The organism is Geothermobacter hydrogeniphilus (assembly GCF_002093115.1).
Lineage (GTDB): Bacteria > Desulfobacterota > Desulfuromonadia > Desulfuromonadales > Geothermobacteraceae > Geothermobacter_A > Geothermobacter_A hydrogeniphilus.
Window position 1 is genome coordinate 13,112 of record NZ_NAAD01000010.1, and the last position, 12,771, is coordinate 25,882.

Here is a 12,771-nt window from a genome sequence, read left to right on the forward strand (position 1 = left end):
CCTCAACGAATTAATTAAAGGTCCAACATGAAGAAACGCAGCAGCGAGATCACCGGCACCCCCGGCGGGGCCGACTGGGCGGAGCGGACCGCGGCGCGCAGCATGCTGCGGGCGGTACGTTTTTCCGACGAGGACTTCGAGAAACCGATTATTGCCCTGGCCGTCCCCCATACCAACGGCACCCCCTGCAATGATCATCTCCGCGACCTCGGCGACATTCTGCAGCGTGAAATCGAGGCAGCAGGCGGCAAGGCGATCGTCTTCGGCACCCCGGTGATCTCCGACGGCATCTCCATGGGCAGCGAAGCGATGAAATATTCGCTGGTCAGCCGCGAGGTGATCGCCGACGCCATCGAACTGATGACCGAGGGCTACCGGGTCGACGGCGTGCTGACCCTCTCCGGCTGCGACAAGACCATTCCGGCCGCGCTGATGCCGATCGCCCGCAACGACCTGATCGGCCTGACCCTCTACGGCGGCAGCATCCTCCCCGGCCTGTATGGCGGCGAGGAGCTCAACATCGTCAGCAGCTTCGAGGCCATCGGCGCCCACGCGGCGGGAAAAATCGACGACTGCCGGCTGAAGGAAATCGAATGCCACGCCTGTCCCGGCGCCGGCTCCTGCGGCGGCATGTACACCGCCAACACCATGGCGTCCGCCATCGAAGCGCTGGGAATGAGCATCCCCGGCGCCGCCTCCAACCTCGCCGTCGAACGCGACAACCGCATCAGCGCCGACAAGCGTCTCGATGCCGCCCGCAGCGCGCGGATGCTGATGGGCCTGCTGCAGAAGGGAACCAGAGCCCGCCGCATCATGACCCGCGCCGCTTTCGAGAATGCCCTCACCGTCGCCTGGGCGCTGGGCGGCTCGACCAACGCCGTGCTCCACCTGCTGGCTCTGGCACACGAGGCCGACGTCGAACTCGATCTCGACGCCATCGCCCGCGTCACCGGAAAAGTCCCGCTGCTCGGCAACTTCAAACCCTTCGGCCGCTACCTGATGAACGACCTGCACCGCATCGGCGGCGTGCCGATGGTGATGAAGACCCTGCTCGACGCCGGCTTCCTGCACGGCGACTGCCTGACCGTCACCGGTCTCAGCATCGCCGACAATCTTGCCGACACGCCCACCTGCCCTGAGGGACAGGACATCCTCTATCCGCCCGAGGCCCCCTACGCTCCACCGGGGCAGCACATCCGTATCCTGCGCGGCAACCTCGCCCCGGAAGGCTGCGTACTCAAATTGAGCGGCAGGAAGCCGGGCAGCTTCAGCGGCCCGGCGCGGGTCTTCGAACGGGAAGAAGACGCCCTGCAGGCAATCCTGAAAGGCGAGATCAACCGCGGGGACGTGATGGTGATCCGCTACGAGGGGCCGAAGGGTGGTCCCGGCATGCGCGAGATGCTCTCCCCCTCGGCGGCACTGATGGGCGCGGGCCTGGGTACCGATGTCGCCCTGGTCACCGACGGCCGCTTTTCCGGCGGCACCCACGGCATCATGATCGGCCACGTCGCTCCCGAGGCGCAGGTCGGCGGCACCATTGCCCTGGTCAAGGAGAGAGACCCGATCGAAATCAACCTTGAAACAAACGAGTTAAACCTGCGGATTGATGGCCGTGAGCTGGAAAAACGGCGAGAGATCTGGCAGCCTCCCGGATCCCGCTACCCGCGCGGGGTGCTGGCCAAGTACGCCGGTCTGGTCTCCTCCGCTTCGGAAGGGGCGGTGACCAGTTGAGCAGGGGCCACAAGTGAAGAGGGCAGGGACCTGTCGGTCCCTGCCCTCTTCACTTGTGGTCGAAAAACTTCGGATCAGCTTTCAACTCCAAGGCCGTTTTCAAGCTTGAAACTGGCCAGCATTTCCTGCAACTGCGCCGCTTGACCCGATAATTCCTCGGCGGCGGCGGCCGAACTTTCAGCGCTGTTGGTATTCTTCTGCGTCACCTGGTCGATCTGGTTCAGCCCGGAGGTGATCTGGCTGATCCCCTGAGCCTGTTCGCTGCTCGCCTGGGCGATTTCGGCCACCAGGTCCGAGGCCTTGCTAATGCCGCTGACAATCTCCTCCAGCGAGGCTGACGTCCGGTCCGCGATTTCGGTTCCCCGTTCAGTCTTGGCCACCGTGGATTCAATCATCTCGGCCGTCTCGCGAGCGGCCCTGGCACTCCGCCCGGCCAGGTTGCGAACTTCCTCCGCCACGACCGCGAAGCCCTTGCCGGCGGTTCCGGCCCGCGCCGCTTCGACGGCAGCGTTGAGAGCCAGCAGGTTGGTCTGGAAAGCGATTTCGTCGATCACCTTGATGATATTGGAGATACTGCGTCCCGATTCGTTGATTTCGTCCATCGCCGCGACCATCTCCGTCATCTGCTCGGCGCCGCTCTCCGCCGCCTTGCGCGCCTGGCTGGAAAGATCGTTGGCGGCATTGGCATTTTCGGCATTCTGCTTGGTCTGGTTGGCGAGTTCCTGCATCGAGGCGTTGATTTCCTCCAGCGACGCGGCCGATTCGGTCGCGCCGTCCGAGAGCGCCTGGCTCGATCGGGAGACATCATTAGAGGCCATGGCGATTTCCCGCCCGGCGGTCTGCACCTGGCCCAGCAGCAGGTTCAGGCTGCGGTTGGCTTTCGCCAGCGGTTCCCGGATCAACCCCTTGGCCTTGAAAGTGAAATCGCCGGCGGCCAGGCGGTCAAACGCGGTCAGAATCTCATCCTGCAGACTGGCGGCGAAGGTATCCAGGGCCTTGCCGAGACGTCCGATTTCATCGTTGCGCTTCAGGTTCAGACGCCGATCGAGCTGGCCTGTCTGCATCCCTTCAAGCATGGCTACCACTGAACGGAGCGGATTGATGACCGCCCGTGATGAGAACAAACCGATCAGAACCGCGAAGGCCACCAGGGCGGCGAACATGGTGCCGCCCCCCATGAGCAGGATCCCCGCCAGCTGAGCATCGGCGGCGTCGAGGGAATGGATGATTTCAAAGGCGCCGTGAATCTCACCGACCTTCCAGTTTTCCATCTTGCTGCCGGTCGGATCGAGACCATCCTTGTTGCCCCAGAGGGTTTCCGCCGTGGCCGGATCGCCATGGCAATTCAGGCAGACCTCTGTCAGAACAACGGGCCGGAAATAGTGAACCGCATTGTTCTGCGAATCGATTTCAACATATTCCTTCTGCCCCTGCTTGAGAGCTTTCAGGGCCCTGGCCTCCAGCTCATCCGGCTGGTTTTTCGGGTTCCGCGGCTGAAACTTGGGAACCTTGAAGGTATAGCCGCCCTCCCGGGCCTTGCGCATGGCCGAGTTCCAGGCCGAAACAACCGGCACCGCGGCAAGTACTTTGTCCCGCTCTCCCGCTTCAGCATATTGCTTCACCATCCCGACATTGAAAAGCCCGAGAGACCATTTTTCCTCCATTTCCTGGCGGGCGGACTCCACGGTGCGCGCCAGCACACGCGACTGATCGATATACTCGTTCAGAACCCGGTCCTTTTCAGTCCGGTAGAACGCGACGAACAGACCACCGAGAATCACCGCCGGGATCAGAACCCCGCCGGCGATCAGCTTGAATCGCAGGGACACGGATTTCATCGTCAACCTCCAGTTGAGAAACTATCCACCTTCTCGACCCGGAGTCAGATTTGCTTTAGAAAAAAGCGTTTTTTGTCAAACTCGAATCGGTGAGCGTGCGGTTACGCGTTATAATTTCCGCAACCACCTGTCGACTGGAGTTCGTGATGCCTCAGGCCCCTCTCACCCAACCGATCCTGATCATCGAGGATGATCCCAACACCGCGGCACTGGTCGAAACCTACCTGCGGCGCGAAGGATTCACGACCCTCACCGCCAGTGGAGGGATCCGGGCACTGGAGTTGGCCCGCTCGTGCAAACCGGGCTTTGTCATCCTCGACATTATGCTGCCGGAAGTGGACGGCTGGGAGATCTGCCGGCGCCTGCGCCGGGAATCAGAGGTTCCCATCCTGATCCTGACCGCTCGCGAAGAGGAGATCGACCGGGTTCTCGGCCTCTCCCTCGGAGCCGACGACTACGTGGTCAAACCCTTCAGCCCGCGGGAACTGGTCGAACGGGTCCGGGCGATCCTGCGCCGAACTCAGGCCGGCAGGACGGAACAAAAGTCGGAACTCTGCCAGGGAAGGCTCTGTCTCGATCCGGAGCAGCACCGGGTCACCCTTGCGGGGAAAACCATTGATCTGACCGGCGCCGAATTCCGTCTGCTGCAGGTTCTGCTCGGGACTCCGGGCAGGGTCTTCTCGCGCGGAGAACTGCTGGAGAGACTCTATGACAACGGGGAGACGGTGGTCGAAAAGGTGATCGATGTCCACATCGGCAAACTTCGCCAGAAGCTCGGCGACCACGCCGCCGAGCCGGAGTTCATCGAAACGGTGCGCGGCTTCGGCTACCGGCTGAAATCCTGAATCGGAGGGTCCCTTGTCGGCGGATAATACAAGTCATTGCCCTGTTTGCACTTGCCAAAAATCACCAGCGAACCTATGGGTGCGCTTCAGATTTTTGGCAACCCCATCCAAGGCAAGCACTTGCACTCTCCATCCAACAGGGCCCCACCGATCCAGGAGAGCGGAGACCCCATGAAGCAGCGCCTGGTGTGGAAACTGCTGCTGATCAATCTGCCGGTGATCGGCGTGATCATGCTGGTTGTCTGGCTGGCCATCGACCAGCTGGCGGCCAACTACTTCATGGTGCTGATGGACAAGTACATGGTGGCGCCGACCGAAACCCACCAGGCCTTTCTGGACGCCATTCATCACTACCTGATCTGGGCCGGCCTCGCCGGTCTGGCCCTGGCCCTGCTGCTCAGTTACCTGCTGACCCGCCGGGTGCTGCGGCCGCTGGGACAGATGACCAGGATCAGCGGCGAAGTCGCCGCCGGCAACTTCGATGGCCGGGTCGCGGTCACCTCCGCCGACGAAATCGGACAGCTCGGCAGATCCTTCAACCGCATGGCCGACAACCTGCAGCAGCTTGAACGGCTGCGCCGCAACATGGTCAGCGACATCGCCCACGAACTGCGTACCCCGCTGACCAATCTGCGCGGCTACCTCGAAGCCCTCAGCGACGAGGTGGTGCCGCCGTCGAAGAAAACTTTTGTCATGCTGCAACAGGAGATTCTTCGTCTGGTCCACCTGGTCGAGGACCTGCAGCAGCTCTCCCGCGCCGATGCCGCCCGTGCCTACCTGAATCGTCGGCCGCTCTCCCTGCCGGAGGAGATCGGCCGCATGCTCGCCCTTTACCGGCCCCATTTCGAAACCCGCGCCCAGCGGGTGGAAACCGCTTTCGCGGCGGATGCCGTAACCGTCCATGCTGACCGCGACAAGCTGCTGCAGGCAATCCGCAACCTGGTCGACAACGCCTGCAAGTATGCTCCCGCCGGCAGCACCATCCACATCAGCGGTGAACGGCGAACCAACGACATCCGGGTGACCTTCACCAACAGCGGTCCGCCGATCCCTGCCGAATCCCTGCCGCTGCTGTTTCAGCGTTTCTACCGGGCCGATCCCTCCCGCTCCCGCGAGGCCGGTGGTGCCGGCATCGGCCTCGCCATCGTCAAGGAACTGATCGAAGCCCACGGCGGCCGGGTCGGTGCCGAGAGTTCCGAGGGTGAAAACCGCATCTGGTTTGAACTGCCGGACTGATCATGGTCAAGATTCCTTTCCGGATACCCGCAAAAAATAGTTGACACCAACAGTCATCAATGAATAAAATTCTCTCGCTATGGACATCATCAGAACAATCGACGAAATCGATCACAAAATACTGACCATTCTTCAGGAAAAGGCCAGAATCCCCAATGCCGAGGTTGCCCGGCAGGTCGGCATGGCACCTTCGGCGGTGCTGGAACGGATTCGCAAGCTGGAGGAACGGGGGATTATCGAGGGTTACGAAGTACGCCTCAATCCGCTTCCCTTCAAACAGGGGCTGGCGGCCTTCGTCCTGGTCGAAATCGACCGCAGCCGCGGCAACGGCAGCCTGGAGCAGCGTCTGGCCGAAGTGTCGGGGGTGCAGGAGGTTCACCAGATCGCCGGCGAGGACGGCTACCTGCTGAAAGTTCGCGCCGCCGACCCGAAAGCGCTCGGTCAATTACTGCGCGACCAGTTACTGACCATTCCCGGCGTCAAAGGAAGCCGTACCCAGGTGGTACTGAACACGGTCAAGGAGACGCGGCGGATCGAGCTGGAATAAATCGGAGGAGGCCACCAAGGCACCAAGAGCACCAAGAAATTCAAGAAAAATCTGTTTGGAGGCGTTACCGGCCATCATTCTCTTAAACCTTGCGCCTTCGAATTGACAGAACCATCCGGAGCTTGCCAACGGTCAACCCTTTTCGGATTTTGCTTTTTCTTGGTGTCCTTGGTGTCTTGGTGCCCTAAATGTTTGCAACAAGCCCCTGAAAACCTGCAGGAGATCTTTACCCATGCCCATGTCAAACGCATTCAAAGAGCGGCTCTTTCCCGACCTGGAACAGATCGCCGACCACTTCGGCACCCCGTTCCATATCTACGATGAGGCCGGCATCCTGGAGACCGGCCGCCAGCTCAAGGAAGCCTTCGCCGGAATCGACGGCTTCCAGGAATATTACGCGGTCAAGGCGCTGCCGAACCTGAAAATTCTTGAACTGATGAAACAGCTCGGCTTCGGCTTCGACTGCAGTTCGATTGCTGAACTGATCATGGCCCGCCAGGTCGGCGCCGAGCCGATGGAGATCATGTTCACCTCCAACAACACCGATCAGGAGGAGTTCGACGCGGCATTGAAGGATGGCGGCTGCATTCTCAATCTGGACGATATCTCGCTGATCGACAAGGTCCCGAATCCCTTCCCGGAACTGATCTGCTTCCGCTACAATCCGGGTCCGCGCCGTACCGGCAACATCATCATCGGCAACCCGGTCGAGGCCAAGTACGGCGTCACCCATGAGCAGGTGATCGAGGCCTACCGGCGCGCGCGACAGCGGGGCGCGAAACGCTTCGGACTGCACACCATGGTCGCCTCCAACGAACGCGACTACAGCTACATGGTCGAAACCGCCCGCATGCTGCTGGAAATCGCCGCACTGGTCGAATCCGAGCTCGACATCCGCTTTGAATTCCTCAATATCGGCGGCGGCTTCGGCATCCCCTACCGGCCCGAGGACAAAGAACTCGATATCCGCAGCATGAGCCGGGAGATCACCGAGCTGTTCAATACTTTCAAACGGGAGCATGGCTACGCGCCGCGCATGGTGATGGAGTCGGGTCGCTGGATGACCGGCCCGCACGGCGTACTGGTGACCCGCGCCATCAATCACAAGGATACCTACCGCAAATATGTCGGCGTTGACGCCTGCATGTCCAGCCTGATGCGCCCGGCACTCTACGAGGCCTACCACCATATCGACATACTCAACGGCGCGGACCGGCCGCACGAGGTCGTCGACGTGGTCGGTTCGCTGTGCGAAAACAACGACAAGTTCGCCGTCCAGCGGGAACTGCCTCGGGTCGAGGACGGGGATCTGCTGGTCATCCATGATACCGGCGCCCACGGCCACGCCATGGGTTTCCAGTACAACGGTCGGCTGCGGCCGCAGGAACTGCTGTTGCGCGGTGACGGCCGGGTGGAACTCATCCGGCGGGCGGAAACCCTGGAAGACTACTTCGCCACCCAGAACTTTAAGGCCGACAGTTTTACCCCCGCAAAGTAAATCCTCTCCACAACATCAGAACGCCCGCAAAAAGGCCGGTTCGAAATTTCGAACCGGCCTTTTCATCTGTTCCCGGACGGGATCAGGCGGGATGCGCCGACGGCAGAAAAAGCTGCTTCCAGCCACCCACCTGGCAGAGCCGGTTCAAGCTTCGTCCCACCAGGCGGCACCCGCCTCCGTCGGCCTCGGTCAGCTGCGCCTTCAGCAGCAGTTTTCCATGCCAGTCACGAACCTCGACAAGTCGCCCCTGGAAGGAAACTTCCGTGACCTTCCGGCCGCCGACCTCCAGCGGTATCGTCAGCACCAACGGTTGCCCCACCCGCAAGTCACTCCGCGACAGCCCCGCCTCGGTCAGAGCCAGGGTGATCGTCGGCGTTCCGCCGCAGACAAGACCGAACCAACCGACCCGCAACGAACGCGTCTCATCGGCAAGAACAACCTGCAATCGAGCCAGGGGCCGCTGTGGATCAAAGGGATTGCGACTTCCGATCGGAATCATGAAAACAACCTTTCCTGTACTGATTTCAGTTAACCAGACAGCGCTGAAATCGCAAGCGGGAAAAGTTTCTTGACAATCTTCATGGGTTTTATGAATATTAAATTACCGGAATTTAGAGGAGATTGCAGATGAAGCTTTCGACCAAAAGCCGCTATGGAGTACGCGCCCTTTTCGACATGGCCTATCATGGTGGCAACATGCCCTGTCAGATCAAGGACATATCGCGACGGCAGAAAATCTCGCCGCGCTACCTGGAACAAATCTTTCAGGAGCTGAAAAAAGGCGGATTGCTCAACAGCCGCAGAGGACCGCAGGGGGGATACACCCTGGCCAAAGCCCCTGACAAGATGACCGTCAAGGATATTATCGAAGCCGCCGAGGGTGAAGTTTTTCTGGTCGCCTGCACCGCCCGCGATAAAGCCTGCCGGAAAAACTGTGAATTTGACAACCAGTGTGTCACCCAGAAAATCTGGCAGGAAGCCAACAACCGGCTCAACGATTACTTCAGTTCCCTGAGCCTGCAGGATCTCTGCGAAATGGCCCGGGACATGGGACTGGAAAAAGAACTTGATCACCGTTTCATGTATTTCATCTGATGGAATCTGCAAACGGTCCCGCACAAACCCCTTCTCCCCGCAAACCGGAGGCTGACCATGCCTGTCGCCGTCAGTGAAAATCCCCTCGTCCAGATCGGCAACACCCCGCTGATACGCATCAGTTCTTCCTCTGCAGAAAACGGGGCCGCGATCTGGGGCAAGCTTGAGGCCGCCAATCCGGGCGGGAGCGTCAAGGACCGCATCGCCCTGGCGATGATTGAAAAAGCGGAAGCAGACGGTTGCCTCCAACCGGGCGCGACCATTGTCGAACCGACCAGCGGCAACACCGGCATCGGCCTTTCCCTGGTGGCGGCGGTCAAGGGCTACCGTCTGATCCTGACCATGCCCGACAGCATGAGCATCGAACGGCGGCGCCTGCTCGGCGCCTATGGCGCGGAACTGGTCCTGACTCCCGGCTCCAAGGGGATGCGGGGCGCGATTGACAAGGCCGAGGAGATCGCCCGGCAGAAAAAGTGCTTCATGCCCCAGCAGTTCAACAATCCCGCCAACCCGCTCGTTCACCGGCAGACCACCGGCCCGGAAATCATCCGTGCCTTAGATGGCGGACTCGACGCCTTCGTCGCCGGGGTCGGCACCGGCGGCACGATCACCGGAGTCGGCCACGCCCTGCGGGACCACGGGCTGAAACCGCTGATCGTGGCGGTCGAACCGGCCGACTCGCCGGTCCTCTCCGGCGGGGCCCCGGGACCACACAAGATCCAGGGCATCGGCGCCGGCTTCATTCCCGAGATCCTCGACCAACAGATTTACAGTGAAGTCATCCAGGTTAAAAATGAGGATGCCATTGCCACGGCCAGAAAGATGGCGCGTGAAACGGGGCTGTTCACCGGTATTTCCAGCGGCGCCAATGTCTTTGCCGCCACGCAGATCGCCCGTCGCCTCGGCCCCGGAAAGACTGTCGTGACAGTCCTCTGCGACACCGGGGAACGCTATCTCTCGACCGGGATTTTTGACTGATCCCGACCCTCACCCATCCCGATTCCGGCCATTGATGCCGCGCGGAAAGAATATGATCGAACAGAAATACCGTCAATTGCAGCAGATCCTGCGCGACCTCGAGTCCGTGGTTGTCGCCTTCTCCGGCGGCGTCGACTCGACCCTGCTGCTCAAGGTGGCCGTTGACACCCTCGGTTCCGACAAGGTGCTGGCCCTGACCGCGACCTCGCCGACCTATCCGCAGTTCGAATTTGAACAGGCCTGCCGCCTGGCCGCGGAGTTCGGCGCCCGGCAGGTGGTCATCGAAAGCAATGAGCTGGAGATCCCCGGGTTCGCCAAAAACGACCGTCGACGCTGTTACCACTGCAAGCACGAACTCTTCTCCCTGTGCCGCGCCAAGGCCCGTGAACTCGGCTTCCGGGCGATTCTCGACGGCTCCAATTGCGACGATCTGCAGGATCACCGTCCGGGACGCGAGGCCGCCGCCGAGCTTGAGGTCCGTTCCCCGCTGCTCGAAGCCGGTTTCGGCAAGGACGACATCCGCCGACTGAGCCGTCAACTGGGGCTGGAAACCGCCGACAAACAGGCCTTTGCCTGTCTTTCATCGCGTTTTCCCTACGGCACCGAAATCACCCCTGAACGCCTGCGACAGATCGACTCCTGTGAAACCTTCCTGCGGGAACAGGGCATCCGCAACTACCGGGTCCGCTACCACGACAGCGTCGCCAGAATCGAGGTCGCGCCGCTGGAGATCGCCCGCTTTCTCGATGAGGATTTTCGCAGCCTGGTCGTCGACGCTTTCAAGAAAGCGGGTTTCACCTACGTGGCCCTCGACCTGCAGGGCTACCGAACCGGCAGCATGAACGAAGTCTGAGGTCGACAAGCGGGTGCCGGTTATGTATCTTGAATTGCTGCGAATCGACGCACTGTGATCGGAAGACAACCCGCGGGGGGGTAACAGGTTGCTTCCGCCTGAATGAAGCCTGAAGTCGTGACCTGATCGTCACTTCAGGACAGGAGGCGTTATGAACCGGGGTTCCGCTCTACTGGCAACAGCCTTTGCCGCCGGCCTGCTCGGCGGACTCTGCAACAGCCTGGCCCTCTGGCTGGCGGGGGACTGGGGCCTGACCGCCCTGCTCGGCGTCAAGATTGCTCCCCACCTGACACCCGCCTGGCTTTATCCCCGACTGGTCTGGGGCGGCATCTGGGGCCTGGTTTTCTACTTCACCATCGCCCGTCCCCGCGCCCGCAGACACTGGGTTCGCAAGGGACTCTGGATCAGTCTGCTGCCCAGTGCCGTCCAACTCTTCATCATCTTTCCCAATACCACGCATTTCGGCATGCTCGGCTTCGGCCTCGGCCAACTCACTCCGCTGGTGGTGCTGCTCGCCAACGCCGTCTGGGGCCTGTTCACCGGAGTTTTCACCCGCGCCCTCTGGGGACGTGGATGAGATTGCTCCTCTGCCTCTGCCTGCTGCTTCTGACCCTCCAGCCGGCCACGGCGGAAAACCTTCGCGGCAAAGTAACCTGGATCTACGACGGTGACACCCTCAAGGTCGCCGGGGTCGGCAAGGTCCGCCTGATCGGCATCGATGCCCCGGAACATGCGAATTCGGACCGCGACCGCTTCTACCGCCGCTGGAACATCCCCCCCGCGCGTCTCCGGAAAATTGCCGCCGCGGGCAAGCAGTTCCAGATCAGGACCGTTAAGGGCAAGATCGTCAGGCTGAAATTTGATCGGACAAAACGGGACAAGTACGGCCGCACCCTCGCCTACATCATCCTCCCCGGCGGCCGCATGCTCAACCGGGTGTTGCTCGAAAAGGGCTACGCGACCGTCTTCCGACGCTATGGTTTCAAACTGAAAAAAGATTTTCTTGAAGTGGAAGCTGCGGCCCGCAAGGCAGGGGTCGGGTTGTGGAGCAGGGATTGAAAATCTCCCGGCCTTGAACATGGCGTCTCCCGCCTGAAGGAGTGAGGCGTAGCGGAGCTACGTCGCAGCGACTGAGGACGGGAGCAACGCAGCAGACGGGCCCTTTTCAGCCGCCCTGCCACCACTGTTGAAGGCGGCTCAAAAGTGCCTGGATGCAAGGCGTCTCCCGACTGAAGAAGTGAGGCGTAGCGGAGCTACGTCGCAGCGACTGAGGGCGGGCGCAACGCAGCAGACGGGTGCTTTTCAGCCGCCCTGCTCCCGATAAACCATGGTTGCTCCCCAGGTCTGCTCCGTCGGCATCACCTCCAGCTGGTTGATGTTGACATGCTCCGGCAGGCCGGCACACCAGAAGACACACTCGGCGATATCCTCGGCGGTCAACGCCCGGGTGCCCTTGTAAACCCCGGCCGCTTTTTCATCATCCCCCTTGAACCTGACCTGCGAAAACTCGGTTTCGGCCATCCCCGGCTCGATGCAGGTGGCGCGCACCCCGGTACCATGCAGGTCGGTGCGCAGGTTGCGGGTGAACTGCTGCACGAAAGCCTTGGTGGCGCCGTAGACGTTGCCGCCGGCATAGGGCCAGGAACCGGCGATCGAACCGATGTTGATGACATGCCCGCGGCGGCGTTCGACCATACCGCCGAGCAGGGCCCGGGTGCAGTAGGCCAGGCCCTTGATATTGGTGTCGATCATCCGCTCCCAGTCGTCCAGGTCGACCTCCCAGGCCGGTTCCAGGCCGACCGCCAGCCCGGCGTTGTTGACCAGCACATCGACCGCGGCGAATTCGGTCGGCAGCGCCGCGACCACTGCTCTGACCGCCTCACTGTCGCGCACGTCGAGTTCGGCCAGATACACCGGGGCATCGCCCAGCTCGCTCTTGAGCGCCTGCAGCTTGTCCAGCCGCCGCGCGGCAAGCACCAGCCGATCCCCCGCCGCGGCAAAGCGCCGCGCACAGGCAGCCCCGAATCCGGCCGAGGCGCCGGTGATGAAAACAGTTCGCATGTTGAGTCCTCCTTTTGGAAAATCATAAATGCTGAGAACCTGAAAATCCCGTACAGGCCACCAAGACACCAAGTACACCAAGAAAAACA

Annotated in this window: 13 protein-coding genes; 10 read left to right on the top strand and 3 right to left on the bottom strand. The window is 61.3% G+C overall.

What is annotated here, in order from left to right:
• Nucleotides 1-27 precede the first annotated feature (27 nt).
• Entirely contained in the window at nucleotides 28-1,731 is a 1,704-nt protein-coding gene (ilvD, locus tag B5V00_RS08890; RefSeq protein ID WP_085010431.1) for a dihydroxy-acid dehydratase, read from the top strand.
• A 74-nt stretch (nucleotides 1,732-1,805) separates the two neighbouring features.
• Here the strand turns inward: ilvD and B5V00_RS08895 are convergent, their stop codons facing one another.
• Nucleotides 1,806-3,569, bottom strand: coding sequence for a methyl-accepting chemotaxis protein (locus tag B5V00_RS08895; RefSeq protein ID WP_245803939.1), 1,764 nt, complete (start codon nucleotides 3,567-3,569; stop codon nucleotides 1,806-1,808).
• A 146-nt stretch (nucleotides 3,570-3,715) separates the two neighbouring features.
• Between B5V00_RS08895 and B5V00_RS08900 the strand changes: the two genes are divergently transcribed.
• The 4 genes from B5V00_RS08900 to lysA all read left to right on the top strand — a co-directional run bounded on the left by B5V00_RS08900 (nucleotide 3,716) and on the right by lysA (nucleotide 7,695).
• On the top strand, nucleotides 3,716-4,414 hold the full coding sequence (locus tag B5V00_RS08900) for a response regulator transcription factor (RefSeq protein ID WP_085010432.1): 699 nt from the start codon (nucleotides 3,716-3,718) through the stop codon (nucleotides 4,412-4,414).
• A gap of 171 nt (nucleotides 4,415-4,585) precedes the next feature.
• Nucleotides 4,586-5,650, top strand: coding sequence for a sensor histidine kinase (locus B5V00_RS08905; RefSeq protein ID WP_172399685.1), 1,065 nt, complete (start codon nucleotides 4,586-4,588; stop codon nucleotides 5,648-5,650).
• 79 nt (nucleotides 5,651-5,729) lie between these two features.
• Nucleotides 5,730-6,197: an Lrp/AsnC family transcriptional regulator gene (locus tag B5V00_RS08910; protein ID WP_085010434.1), complete on the top strand. Its 468-nt coding sequence runs from the start codon at nucleotides 5,730-5,732 to the stop codon at nucleotides 6,195-6,197.
• Between the two features lie 232 nt (nucleotides 6,198-6,429).
• Nucleotides 6,430-7,695 carry a diaminopimelate decarboxylase gene (lysA, locus tag B5V00_RS08915; protein WP_085010435.1) on the top strand — a complete coding sequence of 422 codons (1,266 nt, stop codon included), beginning with the start codon at nucleotides 6,430-6,432 and terminating at the stop codon, nucleotides 7,693-7,695.
• An 82-nt stretch (nucleotides 7,696-7,777) separates the two neighbouring features.
• On the opposite strand, the gene B5V00_RS08920 is transcribed toward lysA, so the two are convergent.
• Nucleotides 7,778-8,194, bottom strand: a complete 417-nt coding sequence (locus tag B5V00_RS08920; RefSeq protein WP_085010436.1) for a hypothetical protein — start codon at nucleotides 8,192-8,194, stop codon at nucleotides 7,778-7,780.
• A gap of 128 nt (nucleotides 8,195-8,322) precedes the next feature.
• On the opposite strand from B5V00_RS08920, the gene B5V00_RS08925 reads away from it, so the two are divergent.
• The 5 genes from B5V00_RS08925 (at nucleotide 8,323) to B5V00_RS08945 (ending at nucleotide 11,680) form a co-directional block, all read left to right on the top strand.
• Nucleotides 8,323-8,790, top strand: coding sequence for an RrF2 family transcriptional regulator (locus B5V00_RS08925; RefSeq protein WP_085010437.1), 468 nt, complete (start codon nucleotides 8,323-8,325; stop codon nucleotides 8,788-8,790).
• A gap of 57 nt (nucleotides 8,791-8,847) precedes the next feature.
• Nucleotides 8,848-9,768, top strand: a complete 921-nt coding sequence (gene cysK / locus B5V00_RS08930; RefSeq protein WP_085010438.1) for a cysteine synthase A — start codon at nucleotides 8,848-8,850, stop codon at nucleotides 9,766-9,768.
• Nucleotides 9,769-9,820: 52 nt separating this feature from the next.
• A complete protein-coding gene (larE, locus tag B5V00_RS08935) occupies nucleotides 9,821-10,621 on the top strand; it encodes an ATP-dependent sacrificial sulfur transferase LarE (protein ID WP_085010439.1) in 801 nt (266 codons plus the stop codon).
• Between the two features lie 151 nt (nucleotides 10,622-10,772).
• Nucleotides 10,773-11,198, top strand: a complete 426-nt coding sequence (locus tag B5V00_RS08940; protein WP_085010440.1) for a hypothetical protein — start codon at nucleotides 10,773-10,775, stop codon at nucleotides 11,196-11,198.
• Entirely contained in the window at nucleotides 11,195-11,680 is a 486-nt protein-coding gene (locus B5V00_RS08945) for a thermonuclease family protein (RefSeq protein WP_085010441.1), read from the top strand. Before B5V00_RS08940 ends, B5V00_RS08945 begins: the two co-directional genes overlap by 4 nt.
• A gap of 243 nt (nucleotides 11,681-11,923) precedes the next feature.
• Here B5V00_RS08945 and B5V00_RS08950 read toward each other — a convergent pair whose 3' ends face one another.
• The gene (locus B5V00_RS08950; protein ID WP_085010442.1) at nucleotides 11,924-12,682 is read right to left on the bottom strand and encodes an SDR family oxidoreductase; all 759 of its coding nucleotides are present in this window, start codon (nucleotides 12,680-12,682) and stop codon (nucleotides 11,924-11,926) included.
• Nucleotides 12,683-12,771 lie beyond the last annotated feature (89 nt).